This is a genomic window from Montanilutibacter psychrotolerans (assembly GCF_003719825.1).
Classification (GTDB): Bacteria; Pseudomonadota; Gammaproteobacteria; order Xanthomonadales; family Xanthomonadaceae; genus Montanilutibacter; species Montanilutibacter psychrotolerans.
Window position 1 is genome coordinate 311345 of record NZ_RIBS01000005.1, and the last position, 21642, is coordinate 332986.

General features: G+C 64.4%; 16 protein-coding genes. 6 read left to right on the top strand and 10 right to left on the bottom strand.

The window, feature by feature from the left end:
- Positions 1 to 200: 200 nt before the first annotated feature.
- Complete coding sequence (locus tag EER27_RS12495) at positions 201 to 2261, bottom strand: catalase (protein ID WP_425480844.1); 2061 nt, start codon at positions 2259 to 2261, stop codon at positions 201 to 203.
- Between the two features lie 732 nt (positions 2262 to 2993).
- On the opposite strand from EER27_RS12495, the gene EER27_RS12500 reads away from it, so the two are divergent.
- Positions 2994 to 3509, top strand: coding sequence for a hypothetical protein (locus EER27_RS12500; RefSeq protein ID WP_123088437.1), 516 nt, complete (start codon positions 2994 to 2996; stop codon positions 3507 to 3509).
- 146 nt (positions 3510 to 3655) lie between these two features.
- On the opposite strand, the gene EER27_RS12505 is transcribed toward EER27_RS12500, so the two are convergent.
- The gene (locus EER27_RS12505) at positions 3656 to 3856 is read right to left on the bottom strand and encodes a hypothetical protein (protein WP_148041020.1); all 201 of its coding nucleotides are present in this window, start codon (positions 3854 to 3856) and stop codon (positions 3656 to 3658) included.
- A 524-nt stretch (positions 3857 to 4380) separates the two neighbouring features.
- Between EER27_RS12505 and EER27_RS12510 the strand changes: the two genes are divergently transcribed.
- Positions 4381 to 5985 (top strand): PAS domain S-box protein, encoded by a 1605-nt coding sequence (locus EER27_RS12510; RefSeq protein ID WP_123088439.1) that lies wholly within the window; start codon positions 4381 to 4383, stop codon positions 5983 to 5985.
- Between the two features lie 156 nt (positions 5986 to 6141).
- Here the strand turns inward: EER27_RS12510 and EER27_RS12515 are convergent, their stop codons facing one another.
- From EER27_RS12515 to EER27_RS17620, 3 genes are all read right to left on the bottom strand, one after another.
- Positions 6142 to 6384 (bottom strand): hypothetical protein, encoded by a 243-nt coding sequence (locus EER27_RS12515; protein WP_123088440.1) that lies wholly within the window; start codon positions 6382 to 6384, stop codon positions 6142 to 6144.
- A 627-nt stretch (positions 6385 to 7011) separates the two neighbouring features.
- On the bottom strand, positions 7012 to 7344 hold the full coding sequence (locus tag EER27_RS16950) for a hypothetical protein (RefSeq protein WP_148041021.1): 333 nt from the start codon (positions 7342 to 7344) through the stop codon (positions 7012 to 7014).
- Between the two features lie 77 nt (positions 7345 to 7421).
- Positions 7422 to 7853, bottom strand: coding sequence for a DUF4124 domain-containing protein (locus EER27_RS17620; RefSeq protein WP_123088441.1), 432 nt, complete (start codon positions 7851 to 7853; stop codon positions 7422 to 7424).
- A gap of 228 nt (positions 7854 to 8081) precedes the next feature.
- Here EER27_RS17620 and EER27_RS12525 point away from each other — a divergent pair, with 228 nt between their 5' ends.
- Positions 8082 to 11150, top strand: coding sequence for a LodA/GoxA family CTQ-dependent oxidase (locus EER27_RS12525; RefSeq protein WP_223807311.1), 3069 nt, complete (start codon positions 8082 to 8084; stop codon positions 11148 to 11150).
- 5 nt (positions 11151 to 11155) lie between these two features.
- Positions 11156 to 12310, top strand: a complete 1155-nt coding sequence (locus EER27_RS12530; protein WP_123088442.1) for an NAD(P)/FAD-dependent oxidoreductase — start codon at positions 11156 to 11158, stop codon at positions 12308 to 12310.
- Between the two features lie 163 nt (positions 12311 to 12473).
- On the opposite strand, the gene EER27_RS12535 is transcribed toward EER27_RS12530, so the two are convergent.
- The 4 genes from EER27_RS12535 to EER27_RS12550 all read right to left on the bottom strand — a co-directional run bounded on the left by EER27_RS12535 (position 12474) and on the right by EER27_RS12550 (position 16113).
- Entirely contained in the window at positions 12474 to 13922 is a 1449-nt protein-coding gene (locus EER27_RS12535) for an efflux transporter outer membrane subunit (RefSeq protein WP_123088443.1), read from the bottom strand.
- A 7-nt stretch (positions 13923 to 13929) separates the two neighbouring features.
- Complete coding sequence (locus EER27_RS12540) at positions 13930 to 15111, bottom strand: HlyD family secretion protein (protein WP_123088444.1); 1182 nt, start codon at positions 15109 to 15111, stop codon at positions 13930 to 13932.
- A gap of 3 nt (positions 15112 to 15114) precedes the next feature.
- Positions 15115 to 15657 carry a DUF3302 domain-containing protein gene (locus tag EER27_RS12545; protein WP_223807312.1) on the bottom strand — a complete coding sequence of 181 codons (543 nt, stop codon included), beginning with the start codon at positions 15655 to 15657 and terminating at the stop codon, positions 15115 to 15117.
- Positions 15658 to 15726: 69 nt separating this feature from the next.
- Positions 15727 to 16113, bottom strand: a complete 387-nt coding sequence (locus EER27_RS12550; RefSeq protein ID WP_123088446.1) for a response regulator transcription factor — start codon at positions 16111 to 16113, stop codon at positions 15727 to 15729.
- 536 nt (positions 16114 to 16649) lie between these two features.
- On the opposite strand from EER27_RS12550, the gene EER27_RS12555 reads away from it, so the two are divergent.
- Together EER27_RS12555 and EER27_RS12560 are read left to right on the top strand one after the other, a co-directional pair.
- Entirely contained in the window at positions 16650 to 17783 is a 1134-nt protein-coding gene (locus EER27_RS12555; RefSeq protein ID WP_190285778.1) for a sensor histidine kinase, read from the top strand.
- A gap of 4 nt (positions 17784 to 17787) precedes the next feature.
- Positions 17788 to 18393, top strand: coding sequence for a response regulator transcription factor (locus tag EER27_RS12560; RefSeq protein WP_123088448.1), 606 nt, complete (start codon positions 17788 to 17790; stop codon positions 18391 to 18393).
- 165 nt (positions 18394 to 18558) lie between these two features.
- Here EER27_RS12560 and EER27_RS12565 read toward each other — a convergent pair whose 3' ends face one another.
- Positions 18559 to 21642, bottom strand: a complete 3084-nt coding sequence (locus tag EER27_RS12565; RefSeq protein ID WP_123088449.1) for an efflux RND transporter permease subunit — start codon at positions 21640 to 21642, stop codon at positions 18559 to 18561.

A 21642-nucleotide genomic window follows, 5' to 3' on the forward strand; every position in this document is an offset into this window, starting at 1 on the left:
ACGGGCGCGGATGTGATCGCAAGGTTCATGCGATAGCGCAAATGGCGTCCCATCTGCGTAGATCACCCCGCGTCGCGCGACCTTGGCGATACGCGGGCGGCACGCGCGATCGCGCGTCAGCGCGAGAATCGAACGGGTGGAGACGCGGACCGTGTAGCGGCCGTGGAACGTCAAGACGCCATCGGTCTCTGGAAGGGCCATCACACCAGGGGCCGATCGGTTTCGCGTTGCCAATGCCGGTGAGCGGCAATCGCCTCGACGAAGCGTTCGACAGCATCGGGCAGTTCCTTCGACGTTGCCAGGACAATGCCGGCGTCTTCGCTACCATCGGCCAGGACCGTGGATGCGCCGATACCTTCGAGCAGACTGCGCGAGGCGCCCACGACCAGGATGGGCTTGCAATGGCGGTACTGATCCTTGATGTATTCGGCCACCCGTCCGTCGCTGGCCAGGCGCGCCACCGCTGCTTCGCCGTCAGGCAGCACCAGCGCATCGAACAACACCGAGGGTTCGTTCTCCAGTGAGGCCTCGGCCTCGACCACGCTTCCGTCGGACAACGCGATCGGGCCAACTCGCGGGCCGACCAGGCGTACCGTCGCGCCTGCTGCGACAAGCCGGTCGCCAACCTTGCGCAGCGATACCGCCTCGACGCCTGGCGCAACCAACACCGCGATCTTGCGTGTCTGTATGCCCAACTCTCCCGGCCGCGCCAGCAGCGACAGTGTGGGCGACTGCTTGACCTCGGCACGCGGCGTGCGCGCGATGGCGCGCGGCATCGCGTCGGGAACCTTGATGCCCAGGCCATCGGCGACGCCCGCGGCCAAGTCGGGCGCCACATTGGCCAGCATCGACACGACCCGCGCACGGATCGCCGGAACCATCACCTTGCTCAGCTCGAAACGGAACGCGGCGATGATGTGCGCTTTCTCGATGGGGCTCTGGCTGGCATAGAACAGCGTGGCCTGGTTGTAGTGTTCGGCGAACTTCTCCGGTTTGGCGCGGAGTTCGTCGGCGCGGACGGGCTCGGGGAAGGAAACGAAGCCGGCCGCGCCGGCCTGGAACGGACAACCGCCGCCGAGGCTGTTGGGTTCGTAGGCGACGCGACCGCGGTGAATCGCCTGCCGGTGCAAGCCATCGCGCTGGTTGTTCTGGACGGGCGCCACCGGCGCGTTGATCGGAATCTCGTGGAAGTTCGGCCCACCCAGCCGGCTCAGCTGGGTATCCACGTAGGAGTGAATGCGTCCTGCCAACAGCGGATCATTGGTGAAATCGATGCCCGGAACCACGTGCGCAGCGCAGAACGCGACCTGCTCGGTCTCGGCGAAAAAATTGTCCGGATTGCGGTTCAGCACCAAGCGCCCGACCGGCGTCAGCGGTACCAGTTCTTCGGGGACGATCTTGGTCGAATCGAGTACGTCGAAGCTGAACTTCGCCGCCTGCGCCTCGGAGAACAGCTGCACGGAAAGCTCATACTCGGGGTACGCGCCCGATTCGATCGCTTCCCACAGATCGCGGCGATGGTAATCGGGATCGCAACCGGAAATCTTGACCGCTTCATCCCAGGTCAGCGAATGGGTGCCGAGCTTCGGTGCCCAGTGGAACTTGCACAACGTTGCCTCGCCGTCTTCGTTGACCAGGCGGAAGGTGTGTACGCCGAAACCCTGCATCATCCGATAGCTGCGCGGGATGGCGCGGTCGGACATGACCCACATCAGCATATGGGTCGATTCAGGCATCAGCGAGACAAAATCCCAGAAGGTGTCGTGCGCTGACGCAGCCTGCGGCATCGCATGGTGCGGCTCGGGCTTCACCGCATGCACCAAGTCGGGGAACTTCATCGCATCCTGGATGAAGAACACCGGGATGTTGTTGCCGACGAGGTCCCAGTTGCCTTCGTCGGTGTAGAACTTCACCGCGAAGCCACGCACGTCTCGGGCGGTGTCCTTGGAGCCACGCTCGCCAGCCACGGTGGAGAAGCGCACGAACACCGGGGTGATCTTTCCGGCCCGTGCAAACGGCGCCGCACGGGTGATCGCGCGCAGGGAGTCGTAGGCCTCGAAGAAGCCGTGGGCGCCGGAACCGCGGGCGTGGACGATGCGTTCGGGAATGCGTTCGTGATCGAAGTGGGTAATCTTCTCGCGAAGAATGAAGTCCTTGAGTAGGGCCGGGCCACGCATGCCAGCTTTCAAGGAGTTCTGATTGTCGGCGATCGCCACACCCTGGTTGGTGGTGAGCCGTTGCCCTTGAGCGTCGGTGCGCACCCGATCGAGGCTTGCGCTGCCAGGTGAGTCTCCAGAACCCGCTCGAGAGCCGGTCTTGTCGCCCCGATTGGCCTCGCTCACGGTGCTCGCGGCGATCAGGTCGGGTGTGTCCGCGTGGGCACCCTCGGCGGGTGACAGCGCCGATTCACGGCCGTATTCGCCGGCCTTCTCGCGATTGTGGGTGAATCGCCTGGCAAGTTTGTCCACCGCTGCGTCCAGCTCGGCCTTCTGCGAAGGCGGGGCGACGCTCGAAGAGCGTGTGCTGCGCTTTTGCCCCGCTTTGGGCTTTGCGGCCGCAGGACGCGAAGCACTCTTTGCTTTCGGGGCAGGCGGTTGTTTGGGCGTGCGGGCCATGGCGTATCTCTCGTGGATCGTGCGATTGCGCGGCAAGTCATGCGGGGCGCAGCGAAGGTGCATCGGCGCCCAGGGGGGTGGGCATCCGGCCGATCGAGCTGTCGTGGCGGCCGTGCCGTGCGCCAGCCTCTTTCGGCGTACGAAGAAATTTCCGCCGCACGCACCTCGCTGGCCACGGTCGGGGCCCGTTGCCGGAGCGGCGGGGATTTCCAAAGTAGGGGTGGCGAGATTCAGAAGCGGTGAACGGATACGTGAACAGCGCGCTAACGATCCTTCGCGGATGGTGAGTCGACCGGTTCGTGACGAACTTTGGCGGAGACGATCCATGCGGCATCCCATCGGGACACGCAACGCGATCACCTGCCTTGAGGACGTGGCATGAGTGACCTGCTGGCTTACGTGGTGTACCTGGTGTGGCTGGCGGCGGGCGGCCTGGATTTCGTCTGCCACCGTCGCACGCGCCTGGCGTACACCTCAGGCGTGCACGAATCCTCCCTGCACCTGGTGCAACTGGCCTTGATCGGGGCGGGCGTGCTGTTGTGGCTGACCGTCGCGATCACGCTACCGGTCTTGTGCGTCCTGTCGTCGATCGTCATTGCACACGCCGTCGTCGGGTACCTGGACACCCGTCAGGCCTACGCGCGTCGCGATATTCGCCCGATCGAGCAGCACCTGCACAGCGTGCTCGACATCGCCCCGATCGCGGCATTGTGCTGGGCCGCCTCGGGGATGCAGGCCGACTCCATGAGCTGGAGCGCGATCGAGCTGCGCACGCCTCCCGCATCGCCGAACCTGTGGCTGGGCGTACTCGTACCCGCGGTAGTGCTGTGCGGCGTTCCGGCCCTGCTGGAGTTCAAGCAGGCCAGGGCGGTGGCGTTGGCGAATCGCACCTAGTCGCAAAGGCGCGACCGCGCACGGCGTGAGCGTGCTACAAGCGTTCGATGCGCCAGAGTGCTCGCTACGCAGGCGTTGTTGTGACGGGGCAGGGCGCGCAGGCGCGCGCGTCCACATTCAACCAGTGCAGGATTGGCGCAACACGACTAGTACTCGATGACGTTCAGCTTCCAACCGTTCCCGAGATAGTTGCCCGCCCCCAGATTTCCCAGACAAGACCGCTTCAGGCTGATCTCTTCGGCGATGATGGGGCTGACGCTTTCGAGCTTTTGCAGAAGATCATCGAGAGAGTAGGCGAAGGTGAAGTCTTGAGCCTTCCTGTCGGCTAGTTGCAGCTTGTAGATCACGAGTTGCTCCATCTGCTATTGACTGCCTGCAGCAGGCGCCGACCGCACCTCCATGTCAATGTTGCCTGATGGGTTCGTTCATCCTTCTCGGCAATCGACCCACTCGGGGCAGGTGACGTCGTGGTCGTGATCGCGCAATGGCTGTAGCGCAGCGCTGCGGCGCCTGGTTCGCAACCTGGGTGCGCACAGTCACGCCTTCCCGCCCGTCCATCCAGAAGTGCATCCTGGGGCCGTCGTCATTGCCCGCGGACGCCTCGACGGCCAGTCGGTCAGAGGGAAGGCAAAATCGACTCGGTGCGAGCCACGGAGGGCCGTGCGCCGCCCGACGCGCCGGCGTCGGGTCAGGGGCTGGACCTACGGAGCGCTGGCATCCTGGTCAATCGCATAGTGCGTAAGGTTGAGCCAGTAGGTCCATCCGTGGTACCCCTGCGTGCATGCGCAACCCGATGGCGGCGCCGGATCGAAGGGACCTGGGCCGACGGCCCGAAGTGACGATTGCGGTGTGCTTGGTTGGAGGATGACCGGTGAGCGACACACGGAATGTGCTGTTGGTAGAAGACGACAGCATCGATGCTGCGCTGATTGAAGCGTATCTGAGCAAGTCCGCGCTCGTACGCGGACCAACGTTCCATGTCGAGCGGGTGACGCGCTTCAGCGCTGCGGTCGAACTGCTTTCCAAACGCGATCGTTCGTACGACGTGTTGCTTCTGGATCGTGGTTTGCCTGACGCCAGTCGATCCAGCGCCATCGGCACCCTGCGTGAGCGCTTTCCGGCGCTACCCATTGTGGTGCTGACTGGCCTGGACGATGCAACGGCAGCGATGGATGCCGTCGCGAACGGCGCGCAGGACTACCTGATCAAAGGCCGGGTCACTGCGGAATCGCTGGCTCGCGTTCTCAACTACGCGATCACGCGTCAACGCCTGGAGCAGCAAGTACGCGAGCGGGAGGCCGAGAACCGTGCATTGTTCGATCAAAACCCCGTGCCGATCTGGGTCTACGATGTTGAGACGCTCCAGATCCTGGAGGTAAACGAGGCGGCACAGCGCAACTACGGCTGGACGCGCGAGGAGTTCCTCGCCATGCGCGTGAGCGACATCGCAACGGAGCAGACTGCCACGGAAGAGGGGACCGCAGAGGACGCCGACCTCGACGGTGTGATCCAGAGGCATCGCACTCGGTTCGGGCACGAGATCCTGACCGATGTCAGCCTCCACACCATGGACTTTCGCGGGAGAAAGGCTTGTCTGGTGCTGGCACTGGACGTCACCGAAACCCAGCGCATGGTCGAGGCATTGAGTGCCAACGAACAACGCTATCGCGAACTGTTCGAGATGAGCTTGGGGCTCATCTGTGAGCACACCCTCGATGGCAGGGTCCTGGCGATCAATCCGGCCGCAGCTCACGCGTTGGGTTACGAGCCTGCCGAGTTGATTGGAGTATCCCTGACCGAGCTGGTCCCGGAGCGCTTTCGCGACCAAGTCGACCTCTACCTCGAAGCGGTCGCCAGGGAAGGGCGCTTTACCGGAATGATGACGGTGCAGCGACGCGATGGGCAGTGGCGTGCCTGGCGCTTCCACAATCGTCTCTATGCCGACAGCGGCGTCGCGCCGCTGGTCATTGGCCATGCCCAGGACATTACCGACGAAATGCGGCACCAGCAGGAGCTGCAGGATGCGAGTCTCACGGATCCACTGACGGGTGCCCGCAACCGACGCTACCTGGACTACCTCACTCGCGGCGGCGCGTTGTCGAACTGGGGGTGTCTGGTGGTGGATCTCGACCACTTCAAGCAGATCAACGACACCTTTGGGCACGAGCGCGGTGACGAGGTACTTGTGGGCGTCGTTGAGTTTCTTCGGTCGCAAACGCGACAGGACGACGTGGTGGTGCGCATGGGCGGGGACGAGTTCATGGTCCTTTTGTGCAACGAGGCAGCCGACACCGTGTCCGCGCTTGCCCAGCGCGTCATCGAAGCGATGACCCGAGGAGAACCTCCTTGCGTCCTCTCGCTCGGATGGGCCACTCGGACCGACGACGAAACGTTGGAGCGCACCATGGCCCGAGCGGATCAGCAGTTGTACGACCAGCGCCGGCGCAGACGCGGCGAGCGCGTTGACGTGCATTGATGGATGCGAGCCATGGACGCCTCGTTTGCTGGCGCGGCGAGCGCCAGCGCCAGTTGTACGACAACTCGAATGCCCAGGTCTCGGCGCAGCATCGCAGCTGGCTTCATTCGGGGGTCGCGGAAGCCTGCAAGTAGCTCATTGCTTCTTGCTTCAGGCCTAAAGCATCCGGGCAGTGCCGGCAGGGAGCGCTACCGGTGGGAGCCCACGGCGCTCAATTGCCTTCAAGAGGTTGTCGCGCATTTGCTCAGCCGTTTTTGGCTCAAATGTGACTGAGATCATCTGGCCGTCAACGAAGAGGTCAAAGCTCCATTCGGCTTCTTCGTTGCCGCGAATCGGTCCAACAGCACTGACCGCATCGAGTCGAACTGCGTAACCGCCCAGCTGGTACATGAGTGACATGCCATGGCTCCTTGGTTTGAGGATTTCGCAGAGGTGGTGGACGACAAGTCCTGTAGGCCGTGGCCGAAGCTACATGCAACTCAGTGTGCAGAGCAACGCGGCATGTACTACGACGCCGTTGTGCCGCGGCGGCCGCCTAGGTCAACGTGGTCGGTGTCGTTCCCATCGCTCATTTCAGTCCCCTGATAGCAAAGACCCCGCAGCATGGCGTGGTCGTGGTCGAGGTCGCACGATGATAGGCATTCGGGCTCGCGGATCAGCCCGACTGGCATTTTACATAATAGACATTATGCGAAGTGTTCGACGGGTGGCACGGAAGCTGCACAGCCTCCTTTCCCAACTCATGGAACGAGGCCTGACGCATGAAGCGACCGCCCTGCTGGCTTGAAGGACAGCCACCACCGAATAGCTGCGCTGCCGCGTTGCACGACCGCATTGCGAACAACCGATTCGATCTGACCGGCCCCGAGTGGGCCGGTTGGCGTTTCAGGCGGCTGCTCGGGATCTTGTGGCGCGAGCGCTCAGAGGCGAAAAAGAAGGTTTGCCGTAGGACGGACGAGGTGGTCGAGTTCCGTCGACGAGTGGCTGAGTTGCGCCCAGGTGCGGAGCATGCCGGGCGCGAGTGAGCTACTTGCACCAGTTCGAAGGCTCGCCATCTTCGTCTTCCATAGAAATCGACGTATGGCTTCTCAGCCAGGCCAAGAAGTCAGTCAACTCACGCTCTATGGTTGCGGGATGTGCGCTTACTTCCACGAGAATGGTCTGAGCACTATCGAGGAAAATTCTGACATCGTAATCCCGTGCATCAGGCACAGACCTGCTCTCAATTCCCTGCAGCCAAAACGCCCGTCCGGAGCGGCGGACGAAAGTACTCAAAGTAGCGATCCTATTCTCGACCTCTGAGCGATGTTCATTGAGCCAGACGTCACTTTCAAATCCGACGCAAAATTCAGCCGACATGCCGCCTCCTTCCTCAACCTTTGAAGCCAGCTGCGATATTGCGTCCAGGTGCGGAGCAAGCCGGGCGCGAGGAGAGTCTACTTGCAGGCCTCCGCAACCTTCATGTGAAGCCAGCTTCGATGCTGCGCCGATACCTGGGCATTCGGATTGTCGTACAGCTGGCGCTGCCGCTCTTGGCGCCAGTAGTCGCATTGCGAGGAATCTCGCTCTACTCGAACGATCGCACCAGACGCGACGCTGGGCGATCTGAGGCGATCCGTGCCCGCGAGGCGCGACAAGTACGCTGATTCCGCGGCAGCACGACGCTGCGCCCGGTGACGGCGCCAAAGCTCCTCGTTGCTTGGTGGAGCCTCGGGCGTGGCATCCCACGCCTTGACGGCTCGCTGAGACGCCGCGCAAGGCTCGCTCTGGTAGCTGATAGCGCCGCCACCGCCGACGCACTTGTAAACCTGCTGTGCGCCGGCAACGCCGGGCGCCAACAGCACGAGAACTGCAGCCAGTCGAATCACAGAGCCCCCTGCCCCGGAACGTCAACGGCAGGTTAGCAGTGGGGGGCCGTGCCGAAACTGGCGATACCGACAGGTGGTCGAGCCTCTCTTGCCACACACAGCAGACGAGAAACTCGGTACTGTCGACTCACTCGTGCCTTGCGTGTTTGATTCTCCCATCAGCTCGAAGTGGCTGTTTGCGCCGGAGAGCTGCCTACGCTCCAAAATCGCCCGACAAGGAGGTTTGGCATGATCACGACCACTCCATCTGCATCGCCGCAACCAGACAGCGAGTGCGCTGCCAACGCGCCCGTTCGCCTGCCACCGATCCTGCCGCCCAGTCCGTGTTGCTGCGATAGCGATCCGGTTGCAGGACTCAAGCAGTTGTTCGTCGACTACTTCCAGGGGCGCGGCATGGCCGCGGGTCGCGATCCGGCAACCCGACCGGTGTTCCTGAGGTTGCACGGCGTAGCGCACGGTCGCTTCACGGTGGCCCCCGATCTGCCCGAGTCGTTGCGAGTCGGCGTGTTTGCGCAGAAGCCCGAGTATCCGGTGTGGGTGCGGTTCTCCGCCGACGTGCAGCCCGGCAGTCCCGACCTCCAAGGCACCACCGGCATTGCCATCAAACTGTTCGGCGTTGAAGGCCGAACGCTGTTGGAGCCCGACCAGGACGCGACTACCCACGACTTCATTCTGCAGAACCACGACGTGTTCTTTGTCGATACCGTGAAGGACATGTGCGAATTCACCTGCCAGTCCCTGCACGGCAAGGGCGACGAGTACCTGCAAGCGCATCCGGTCACCGCGCAGATTCTCGACGACATGAAGAAGACCGTCGGATCCGTGCTTACCACCGACTACTGGAGCGTGCTTCCGTCGCGCTTCGGAGAACGTCGCTTCGTGAAGTACAAGCTGGAGCCGCTGACCGCGCCGCCGGCCGATGCGCCGCCCGACTACGCCGACCCCTTCTACCTACGTGCCGATCTGCATGGCCGCCTGCGCAAAGGCCTCGCTCGCTTCCGCTTTCTCGCCCAGTTCCAGACCAACGATCAGGACATGCCACTCGACGCGGCAACCGTCCGCTGGAGCGAACAGGCCAGCCCGCCCGTGGAGCTCGGCATTCTCGAATTGCCGCAGCAGGACCTGGACGCACGAGGCCAATCCGCCTACGGCGAAAACCTCGCTTACAACCCCTGGCATGCCCTACCCGACCACACGCCGGTGGGCAGCATCGCTCAGGCGCGCAAAGTCGTTTATAGCGCCTCGGCAGACAACCGTCGCAACGTCAACGGCGTACCGCTTGCCGAGCCTGTGGTGGAGCGCCCACCGCAATACGCGCCAAGTGTTGATTACCCCCAGGCCAAGGACACCCGCATCGTCCGCGCCGCGATCCATCCGGCCATCGGAATTGCCCGAGTCGGCAATAGCGAAGCGTTCTACATAGGCCCCCAGGTGGCCGATCCGCCGCCACGCGCCCCTGGCTCCTACCGTGACGCCAGCGGTGCTCTCAAACGCGAGGCCGTGGAGTTTCGAATCTACGGCTACAACTCGGCCGGTGAAGTCGTGCGCGAGCTGACCTCGGACTGGGCCAACATCGCGTGGACGGTCCACGTCGCCAACAGCAAGGCTGCCTGCTACCAATGGCAGATTGCGATGGACATTCCTGAAGCCGCGAACACCGTACTGCCCCGGCGCAACGCCAAGGTAGCGGCGCGCAATACCCTGGTGATCGACGCCGGCAAGCAGAGCATTGCCGGCCGCAACGCGCCCGCCGTCGATTGTGCTGGGGAGTTCACGGGCGTGTCGGTAAAAATCGGTGAATTGCAGACCGACTCGAACGGGCGTTTGCTGTTCCTGGGCGGCTACGGTGTATCGGCTTCACCGACCGGCACGCCGATATTCATTCCCAGCGATGGCAATTCCTTCATCAACGCCGACGGCTGGTACGACGACACCTGCGACGGGCCGGTAGCGGCCACGGTGACCATCGAAGGTCGCGACATCCCGGTCGAATCCGCGTGGGTGGTGACTGCGCCGCCGAACTACGCGCCACAGGTCAAGGCCGTGCGAACGATGTACGACCTTCTCAACGACCTCTATCTTCAAGCCGGATGGATACAGGCTACAGGCCCGATTTCATTCGCCGACGATGTCTATCCTATCCTGCAGCGTCTTTCCGGCCTGCAGTGGGTGAATCAGGGGTTTGCTACGCAGTTTGGCCACAGCGGCCGCTACGACTTCGAGAACCCTGCTCTGATTGCGCGGCTGTCGGCGCTGCCACCGGCCGGCGACTACGACCTCAACGCCGAGCTACGCCGGCAAGTGCTCAATAGCTTCCGTCCGCCGAATCCGCCAGACGGCAACCAACTGCCTTGGCCCTGGGTATACGGAGACGCGATGGAGGTGCCGGCCGGCGAAAGCCCGCGCCAGAATGCCAGCATCAGCCAGACGCAATACGACATCCTGAAGCGCTGGATGAGCGGCGATTTCGTTGACGATTGGGATCCCGAACGCAGCTCGCCGGCAAGCATCGAGGACGTGCCCCTGGCACAGCAGCCAGCCATGCTGGATCGCGCTGCGCTCGAGTTCTGTCTCGCAGACGCCTTTCATCCTGGATGCGAGATGACTTGGCCGATGCGTCATCTCACCCTCTACCACAAGCCATACCGCATCCGACTGCGTCCCGAAGGCGTGCCCGAGCCGGACTACGGGGCCACGGTCGATCAGGCCACGATACTGTCCGCACGAGGCCCGTTGCATGCGCAAGGTCCGGGCGACATCAGTCGTTGGATGGGGCTGCCTTGGCAGGCAGACACCGCCTTCTGCCGCGCCGGCTACGACACCCAGTACGACCCGTTCGCGCCGACATTCTGGCCCGCCCGCGTGCCAAACCACGTGTTGACCGCGGACGATTACGCCATCGTGGTCGACTCGCAGGAGCCCATGGCGCAACGAATCGAGGCATTCTCCAATCGCACAAACTGGAACAAGCCGCTGCACGGCACGACGGCTGCGCAGATGGAGCAGATGGTGCTCATCTTCGGCTCGATGGGACTGGTAGAAGCACGTCCCGGTGTAGTCGGAGATCCGGCGTTCCCCGCGAACATGATGGTCGCGTCCTACGGCCCTGATGTCGCACCGGCCGATGCAGCCAGCATGAGTGAGGCGGCACTGGCGGCACCGATGCTCAAAGCCAAAGCGGTCACGGTCGAAGTGCATCCCAAGGCACGTCCGTTGCCCGTCGGCGCGAACTTCGACTCGCACGAGGATGCGAACGCTGCGCCCTTGCCGGTGCGCCGCGCACGTCAACGCGACTGAAGCGCATGCGCGGTTTCGATGTCGCCATAGCCGGCGGCGGCCCTGCGGGGGCCGCCGCCGCTATCGTGCTGGCGCGGGCGGGCATGCGCGTGTTGCTCGCCGATAGCGGATGCGAGCGCGCGTTCCGCATCGGCGAAAACCTGCCCCCCTCCGCGCGCAGCCTGCTGCACGAACTGGGCGTACTCGATCGCGTTCTGGCCGATGGCCATCGACCAAGCCACGGCACGCTCGCCTTCTGGGGCGAAGACGCGCCGCATGCCAGCGATTTCCTGTTCCAGTTGCACGGCCATGGGTTGCAACTCGATCGCGCACGCTTCGATGGTCTGCTCCGGCTTGCCGCGCACGATGCAGGTGCCGAAGTCGTCGAATCTGCGCGTTTGCACCTCGATGCAAGGACGGACGCAGGTGCGCAACCGACCCAGCGGTTGCGCTTGCGCCCTATCGATGACGACATGCGCGAGGTCGAGACGCGTTGGCTGATCGACGCCAGTGGCCGTGCTGCGACGCTCGCACGCCGGCTCGGTGCATTGCGCAGGCAGCACGGCCGTCTACTCGCCTTCTATCTGCGAATGCGCAGCGAGAACGGAAGCGATCAAGACGGTCGCACCTGCGTGGAGGCGGTAGAGGACGGCTGGTGGTACAGCGTGTTGTTGCCTGGAGGAGAGCGCGTGGCCGCCTTCCTGTCGGACGCCGACCTGGTCGACTCCCGCGCTCTGCTCGACGGCAATGGCGTATGGGTGAAGCTCCAGCAGACCCGCCGCTTGCGAGAGCTGTTCGCCGAGCAAGGCTATCGCCCGAGCGGCCGCGCTCGAGGCGCCGATGCCAGCAGCACCGAACTCGACCACGCCGCCGGAGACCGCTGGCTCGCCGTCGGCGATGCCGCTGGCGCATTCGACCCGCTGTCGGCAAAAGGCATCAGCAATGCGCTGTACACAGGCCTGAAGGGAGCGCAGGCGCTTATCGCCCATGATGGCGGTGACCTCGAAGCGCCAACTCGATACGCCGAACATCTGCATGACATTCATCGTGTGCATCTCGGGCAGCTGCGCTCCTTCTATGCGACGCAGCCGCGCTGGGCGCACATGCCATTCTGGGAGCGGCGGCGTCCCGGACCGGGTGGCAAGACCACGCCCCCCATCGAGGGACGCGGGCGCGGCTGAGGCGTATGGCATAGGGATCCCCTACCCGCCCTCACCCAGGTAGCCCGATTGGATCCGGACCGACTTCAACGGGACGCGGCGCGATGCCACCATGCTCAGCGACCTGCTCCGCCGCGGGAAGAGCACCGCCTGCTGTCGCGCGTTCCGAGTCACGACCATGGAATCACAATGGCCGCATCGGATCACTCGCTTCCGAGGCCGCCGTCCGGCCGTCAAAACTCCCGCCGAGCGCCAAGTGCAGATCGACACGACGGCTCAGACGCTCGCGCCGCACCGCCAGCAGCGCGACCTCTGCGGCGCCAGTCGCAAGCTGACGCTGGTTAACCGCGCGCAGGTCGGACTTGCCCACCCGGTAGGCGGTCTGTTCCAGACGCGTCACTTCTCGACTCGCGAGGACGGCGTCATTGAGGATGCGTTCGCGCTCGCCCAGGATGCGCTCGGCGTTGAGCGCGCCCTCGACCTCACCAAGTGCGATCAATGCTCGGCGCGCGTAGTCGGCGACGGCTTCCTTCTGTTCGGCCGTGCGCAGCGCCACCTGCCCGGTGAGAGCGCCGCCGGTGTACAGCGGCGCGGCGACGGTGCCGGTGATGCTGGAAACTCGCCGCTCCAGGTTGTCGCGCGTTTCCAGGACCTCGTTGCTGAGGCGCCCGTAGCCGGCCGAGAGCGACAATGTCGGCAGCATCGCAGCGCGGGCTTCGCCGATCTTGTCGAAGGCCGCGGCGACGCGCCGCTCGGCGGCCAGCATGTCTGGACGACGATTGAGAACGTCCATGGGGATTCCGGCGGGCACCGGCCCGGGAAACGGGGTAAGCGTGGCGGATGCGGCGTGATCGGCACCCGGATAGCGTCCTAGCAGCAGTTCCAATGCGCGCAGGGCCTGACGGTGCGCGAGTTCGATCTGCTGCTGCGCGTCCTGGTAACTGCTGAGGTCGATACGCGCCGCGATCACGTCGCTGTCACTGCCTGCGCCCACGCGCTTGCGCTGCTCGGTGAGTTGCAGCAGCGTCTGGGCCGACTGCACCATCTCGGTTGCAAGTTCCCGCTGCTGGCGAGTTTCGCTGGCGAGGAACCACGCACGCGCGACCGAAGCCGCCAGGGACTGCTGGGCGTAGCGATACTCGGCACTCGTCGCGTCGCGTGCGGCGCGTGCGGCGTTGCGCCCGTAACGCATGCCGCCCCACAGATCGATTTCCCACGACAGGCGCAGCATCGCACCGCTGAGCAGCGGGACCATGTCCGCCACCGGCTTGGAGCCCCCACGGGTGAGCAGGCCGATGCTCGGCTTGAGCCGGGCCTGGGCAATGTCGACCTGCGCGTTGGCCTGCTCCAGCCGCGCCGCGGCCATGTGCAGGTCGGGGTTGTTGGCCAGTGCCTCGTGCACGAGCTGGGTGAGCACGGGGTCGTTGAAGCTCGCCAGCCAGCCTTCGTCGACCTGCGCCGCGCTCGCCGTGGCCGACCAGTTGGGCGGGATCACTGTGCGGCCAAGCGCCTGCGCCTGCACTTGTGCGCCGGTGGGCTCGGGCAGCACCGCGCAACCCACGAGTGAGGTGAGCAGGCAGGACGTCAGCAGGCATTGCGCGATGGGGAAACGGAAACGAACAACGGGGGACATGGCAGCCTCAGTGAAGTTTAAGGACCAGCCAGTCGAGCTTCGAGCTGACACGGATGATCACCTTGCGGATGATGTGGAGCAGCTCACCGTGATCGGTGTAGATCGCGCCCTGCCCGTGCGCACCCATCGCAAGGAACACGTCCTTGTGCTTTCCGGCGGGACGCAAGCGCACCGCGATGCGCCCCGGCGGGATCGACTGCGCACCCGATTGCGGGACCATGCCGCTGATCGGCATCTGGCCCATGCCCGTGGCCCACACGATCGAGTCGACCTCGCACTTGATGATCCGGTTCGGATGCGTCTTCAGTGCGATCTCGGCCTCGTTCCCGGGCTCGACATTGCCAAGTTCGTTCTGCGCGTACATCGCCAGCACCCATTGCTCGCGTTCGACGAAACTCATCACCGGCGTCAACGGCAGGTTCGCGGCATAGGATCCTTCGCGCAGTTGCAGGTTGATGACGGTGCCGTCGGACGGCGCACGTACGGTGGCCTGGTCGAGCTGCCAGCGCGCCTGGACAATCTGCGCCTCCAGCTGTTCCAGCGCGGCATGCGCCTGCACGACTTCAGACAGCTGGCCTTCGCTCGTCCGCGCCGACAGCTTCTGCTGCACCTGGGCCACCTGCGCCGAGGTCGACGCCAGTTCCGAGCGAAGGCTCGCCGTTTCGGTCTGAGCCTGCTCGTGGTCGAATCTGGGGCCAGCACCGGACAGCGCCAGTTCGCCGGTCTGGCGTTCGCGGCGTTCGGCCAGTGCGAGGCGGGAGCCCACCGCGTCTCGTACGGATCGCGCCGATTTCAGCTGCTCATTGAGTTCGCGCTGGTAGGCCCTCGCGCTGTCGAGCTTGGCGGACAGTTCGGGGACCCTGGCTTCCAGCGCCTTCAGTTCCTGTTGGAAGGGCACCGGGTCGATGCGGAACAGCACGTCGCCCTTCTTGACCGGGCGATTGGCCTCGACCGGCACCTCGATCACGCGTCCGGCCACGCGGGGAACCACCTGCACGACGTAGTTGACGACGCGCACGTCGGCCGAGGAAGGGGCAACGACGTTGAGGATCAGGATCATCGCGCTCATGGCGAAGATCGGCAGCGTAACCACGATGATCTGCGAGACGAAGTTCCACGGCAGCCATTTGAACTTGAAGAAGACCAGCCACACGAAGAACGAATAGATCAGGAGAAGGATGATTTCCATGGGTTACTCCGCGGAACTGCCTGTACTTTTGCTGTCGGCATGCGCCGGACCTTTGGCCATCGCCAGCGCCATTTCCAGCGATTGGATGCGTTGCTTGAGTTCGTCTGCCTCGTGTTGACGCGCGTCGTGCGCCGGCGCCGCAGAGGCTGCAATCTCGTGTTGGCGCTCGATGCCCGCATCGTGCAGAGGGGTGAGTGCCTCGCCATGCTCGGGGTGATCATCGACGTCGGTGCCGTAGGCGAGTTTGTGGAACACCGGCTTCGTGTAGGCCCAGAGCCAGGCCAGCGGCCACAGCAGCCCGCCGAAGAACAGCGACAGCAGACACAGCGTCTTGATCGCCGCCAGTTGAGGATGCCGGCGCTTCTCGGCGATTTTCTCCGGCAGGATATGGACCAGCCAGAACACGCTGATCAGAACCACCGGCACGATCAGCAACGCGAGCCAGGAAACGACATTGGCAGCGGTATCGAGTGTGTCGCCGCTCAGCAACGACGCGTGCGCCGGATACGGCAGTGTCGCGGCGCACGACAGCAACGGGATTGCCAACGCGCGCAGCGCGTGGCGGGTTCGTGGTGGCCGAAAGCAAGAGGATTTCATGGGCTGGGTTCCGCAACGCTATGCATGGGAGCCGCGGGACCGTATCGCCGCGACAATGGCATCGATCAAGATCTCGTCGTCAATGGGTTTGGTGAGGTAGGCGTTGGCGCCATTGGCAATCGCACGCGCGCGGTTCTCGCGCGTGTCGTTGCCGGTCAGCATCACAACGGGAATCGACAGCTGTGCTTTGGCCAGGGCCTCCTGCGCATCGAAGCCGCTTTGACCGCGCATGTGCAGATCGAGCACGACACAGTCGGGCGCGCTGGCTGCCGCGTGGCGTAGAAACTCGCTACCAGAGCCGTAAACGAGCACTTCGAATCCTGCGGAACGAAGCAGGCGATGCAGTGCGAATCTGACGTGTTCTTCGTCATCTACGACGGCTACGACGGGCGACCTTCTGTGCATCGGCGCTACGTTAGCGGTCTCGATTGCAAGCCGGCTATTGGCCCTTGGGCCTACGCTCGCGCACGTGAACCGGCGTCGCGAACGGTCGCACGCATCGCAACAGGCATGCCCGCCGTCAACCCTGGGAGTCCTCCGATCAGCAGGGTCGGTGTGCTAAATTTCCTCGGCGGAGCGAGGCGCGCCGAGGGCTCACAATGAATTGGATCGACCTCGCATGGCCCATGCTCGCGAGCGCAAGCCTGGTTGTCGGGTTCGCGCACGTTGTGGTCTGGTTCACACGGCCCGCGCAGCGTGTGCATCTGGCATTCGCACTGGCGGCCGGCTCCATCGCGATGCTCGCGCTGCTGGAGCTCGCCGCCTACCGCACGCTGTCGCCGGGCGAAATGGCGGGCTTCATACGATGGATGCACGTGGCCATCGCGGCCATCGTGCTGTCGCTTCTGTACGTGCTGCACCACTGGTTCGGTTACGGCTCCGTGCGCATCGCGATCACTGCGGCCACGTTCCGAGTGCTGGCGTTGGCGATCGACTTCACCGTGGGCGACAACCTCAACTTCCTTGCCGTCGAGGAGGTCGGTCGGTCCACCTGGTGGGGTGTGTCGCTATCGCATCCGATCGGCGAAGCCAATCCTTGGGTCGTCGTGGCTCAGGTCAGCAACGCGCTGGTACTGATCTACATCGGCCAGACCATCGCGCGTGCCATGCGCAAACCTGCGCCGATCCGCAACGCGGCGTTGGTCGTTGGCGGCAGCTGGTTCCTGCTGATCGGGATCATGCTGGCTTCCGCCGTCTTGATGACGCTTGGCCTGCCCAGGCCCCCACTCATCGCGGCACCCGGCTTCGTTATCGTCCTGGTCGCGACGAGCTACCGCCTGGTCAGCGAACTGGTCCGTTCCAACCGTCTGGCGATGCAGTTGCAGGAGAGCGAGCTGCGCCGCCTTCGCTCGGAGCAGGAGGTGGCGACCGAACGCGCGTGCCTGGCGCACCTGTCGCGCGTGACCATGCTTGGCGAATTGTCCGGATCGCTGGTCCACGAACTCAACCAGCCGCTGGCCGCGATACTCAGCAATGCGCAGGCCGCACAGCGGATATTGCGCCGCGATCCTTCGGACCTTTCCGAGATCCCGGAAATCCTGTCGGACATCATCGAGAACGACCGGCGTGCCGGCGAGGTGATCGGACGCATGCGCGGCTTCTTGAAGAAAGAGGCGCGTGAACATGCGCCGCTGGCGATCAACGAGGTGGTGCAGGATTGCATGCGGCTGATGCGGAGCGAGCTACTCGATCAACGCGTGGCGGTGTGCATGAATCTCACGCCCGGCCTGCCGTCCTGCCTTGGCGATCGCGTCCAGCTACAGCAGGTGTTGCTCAACCTGGTCATGAATGCCTGCGATGCAATGCAGTCTTCGCCCGGTCAACGCGTCGTGCGCGTGCACACGGCGCCATCTGAGGTCGGCGTACTCACCGAAGTCGCCGACGTCGGCGACGGGATTCCGGAGGCAATGCTCGAACGCATCTTCGCGCCGTTCGAAACGACCAAGGCGACGGGAATGGGCCTGGGGCTGGCCGTATGCCGCACCATCATCCAGGCGCACGGCGGACGAATCTGGGCCGAGAACGACGCGCCGCGCGGCGCGCGCGTCTGCTTCGAACTTCCGCGGCAGGGGTAAGTGCATGGAGCCGATCGTTTACGTGGTGGATGACAACCCAGACGTTCGCAAGGCGTTGGCCCGCCTGCTCACGAGCGATGGGTTCCAGGTGTCGCTGAACCAGTCAACGTACGAGTTCCTGGATGCCTACAACCCGGAGGTTCCGGGTTGCATCGTGCTCGACGTCGCCATGCCGGGCATGACCGGGCTGGAATTGCAGGCGCAGTTGCTGGCGCGTGGCGTGGACTGTCCGGTGGTCTTCCTCACCGGCCGCGGCGACATCCCCAGCAGTGTGCGTGCGATGAAGGCCGGCGCGGTGGACTTCCTGACCAAGCCGGTCGACGCCGACACGCTGCTGGATGCAGTGAAGCGTGGCGTGGCCCGGTCTTGCGCCGCACATCGGACCGCCGTGGAGCGCCAGGACGCGCAGGCCCTGCTGGACACGCTTACGCCACGGGAGCGCGAGGTCGTTCCCTACTTGCTCACGGGACGGCTGAACAAGCAGATCGCCGCGGATCTTGGCGTGGCGGAGAAAACCATCAAGGTCCATCGATCCCGCGTCATGCACAAGCTGGGCGTGCGCACGCCAGTGGAGCTACTCACTTTCCTGGAGCGGGCCGGTCACCGCTAGGCACCGTGGCTTGGCCGTCAAACGGCGATGGGCGCGCGTGCCGACTTCGCCGCCGGAACCCATGTCCTGGGTCGCCTGACGATCCCGCTCGCGTCGCGATTGAACAGGCCGTTTGCGGGGCAATGGCGCCGGAAATGCCAGCACCCTGCCCCATGAATTCAGCGATCAGGCTCGCGCAGGCTCCTGCGCGCTGCCGTCTTGTGGAAGTCGGCCCCTGAAACGCCGGATCAATCGGTCCTCGACATCGTCGATCAGCGTGAACGCAGCAGGCACCACCACCAGGCTCAGCACGGTCGAGGAGATCAGGCCGCCGATGACTGCGATCGCCATCGGCGCGCGGAAGCTTGAATCGACAGCGAATCCCAGCGCGATCGGCAGCATCCCGGCACCCATCGCGAGCGTGGTCATGAGCACGGGGCGCGCGCGCTTGTGGCAGGCGTCCAGCAGTGCCTCGTGTCGGGTCATGCCGAGTTTCTGCTGCGCGATCACGGCGTAATCGACCAGCAGGATCGAGTTCTTCACTGCGATGCCGATCAGCATGATCAGGCCGATCAGGACCGGCAGCGAAATGTCGGTCCCTGTGACCATGAGCGCCGCGACCGCGCCGGTTACCGCCAACGGTACGGCGACCAGGATGGTGACGGGTTGGCTGGCGTGGTTGAACAGCAGCACCAGGACCGCGTAAACGCAGAAGATGCCGGTGAACATCGCAACGACGAAGCCGACCATCATCTCGACGAAGATCTTTGAATTGCCAACCGGCTGCAGCGCCACGCCCGGCGGAAGATTTCGCAGTTCTTCGAGCGCATTGATATGTTCCTCGGCCTCGCCGAGCGGGCGGCCGTTGAGATCGACAGTGATGGTGACGTTGCGCTTGCGACCGAAACGATCAATCTGCGACGGGCCGCTGCCAGTGCTGATGTTCGCCACCGCCGACAACGGCACCGCGTCCCCCGATGCGGTAGGCACTCTGAGCTGCGCCAGCAACTCCGGATCGGACAGCGCGCCGCCGGCAAGCTGGACACGGATCGGCACCTGCCGCTCGGGCAAATTTAGCTTGGCAAGGAATTGCTCATAGTCGCCGCGCGTGGCGACGCGCGCAGCGGCGGCGATGTCCGCGGTGGAGACGCCCAGATCGGCGGCACGCGCGGAGTCCGGTCGCACGATGATTTCCGGACGCACCAATGCAGACGTAGAGCTGACCGCACCCAAGCCCGGCATCTGCCGAATCGCGCGCTCGACGTCGCGCGAAGCCTGGGACAGTTTCGTCGCGTCATCGCCCGCGAGCACCAGTTGCAGAGCGCGCCCCGGTTCGCCACCTTGGAAACTGATGCGCACGCCGGGCAAGTCTTGCAGGCGATCGCGCAAGTCGGCTTCGAGCAATTGCTGGTTGCGCCCGCGCCCGCTGCGCCACTTCACCATGAGCGTCGCTTTGCGTACCTCATCGGCCCCTGCCCCGCCCTCGCCATCCAGGCCGCCGGTTCCGGCCGTGACGAAGACGTGCTCCGTCTCGGACATCGCGGCAATGCGCCGTCGCGCGTCCTCGGCCACCGACCGCGTGGTGCGCAGCGGCGTCCCGGGCGGGAGTTCTAACAGGACGCTGCTGTGATCGCCGTCGCTGGCCGGGATGAACGTGGTCTCCAGAAATGGCATGGCGGCGATCGATCCGAGAAACAGCGTCGCCGACAGCAGCAAGGTCTTGCCGCGGTGGCGCAGTGCGCGATCGGCCCAGCGCAGGTACCACTGCATCAACTTGGAATCACCTACTTTGTGAGGCGACGCCTTCAGCATGAAAGCAGCCATCATCGGAGTGATCAGCCGCGCCACCAGCAGGGAGAACATCACCGCGGTCGCCGCTGTCCAGCCGAACTCCTTGAAGAACTTTCCCGGAATGCCGGGCATGAACGCCACCGGGATAAACACCGCGGCCAGGGTGCATGAAGTGGCGATCACCGCGAGCCCGATCTCGTCGGCGGCTTCGATCGCTGCGACCTTCGGCGTCTTTCCCATGCGCAGGTGGCGATCGATGTTCTCGACCTCGACGATCGCATCGTCAACCAGGATGCCCACCACCACCGCCAGCGCCAGCAGCGAGACGACATTGAGGCTGAAGCCGAACCAGTGCATCGCCGCGAAGGTGGGAATGATCGACAGCGGTAGTGCGACCGCCGCAATGAGGGTGGCGCGCCAGTCGCGCAGGAACCACCACACCACCAGCGTCGCCAGTAGCGCGCCTTCCCACAGCATCGTCATGGAGGATTCGTAGGACGCCTCGACTTCGGGCGTGGTGGACGCAGCCTCGACAAACTTCAGGCGCGGCTGCCCGTGCGCGAGCGCTTCGATCTCGGCTCGTACCGCCTTACCTATATCGACCTCGCTGGAACCAATCGTGCGCTGGACGGCAAAGCCGATCGCCGGCCTGCCGTCGAGGCTGGCGATCTGGGTAACTTCCGCATCGCCGTCGCGCACGTCGGCAATGGTCGACAGCCGCACTTGCCGGCCATCGGGAGTGAAGATCGTGAAGTCGGCGAGATCCGACAGCTCGTCTACCGTGCCCACTGTCCGCACCGCCTGCTCGCCTCCACCGACTGTCGTTCGACCGCCAGGCTGCTCCTGCTGAATGCTTGCGAGTTGCTGCGACAACGTCGCGGGGCTGACGCCCAGGGCCTGCAAGGCCTCCGGCCTCAGATCCACGCGCACTTCCCGATTGACGCCGCCGATGCGCCTTACCCCGCCGACGCCAGCCAGGCCGAACAAACGTTTGCTCACCGTGTCGTCGATGTACCAGCTCAGTTCCTCGTCGCTCCAGCCTTCCGTTGCGATGGCGAAGGTGACGACATCACCGCCCTCGACATTCTCCAGAGACACGATGGGCGCTTCGATCTCCTTGGGCAGGTCTGCGCGTATGCGATCGACGGCGTCGCGTACTTCGTCCTTGGCGACGTTGCCATCGCGCTCGAGCGCGAACCTGAGATGGGTAACCGAGACACCTTCGTTCACCGTGGACCGCATCTCGTCGATGTGGGGCACGCTGGCCAGGGCGTCCTCGATCTTGCGGGTGACCTGCGTCTCCAACGTGCTTGGCGACGCGCCGGGCAGGCTTACGGTCACGACTACCGTGGGCACGCTGATGTCCGGAAATTCGGAGATCGCGAGCTTTAGAAATCCGAACAGGCCCGCCGCAGACAACAGGATGAACACCAGGATCGCGGGAAGCGGCCGGTGGATCGACCAGGAAGATCCGTTCAT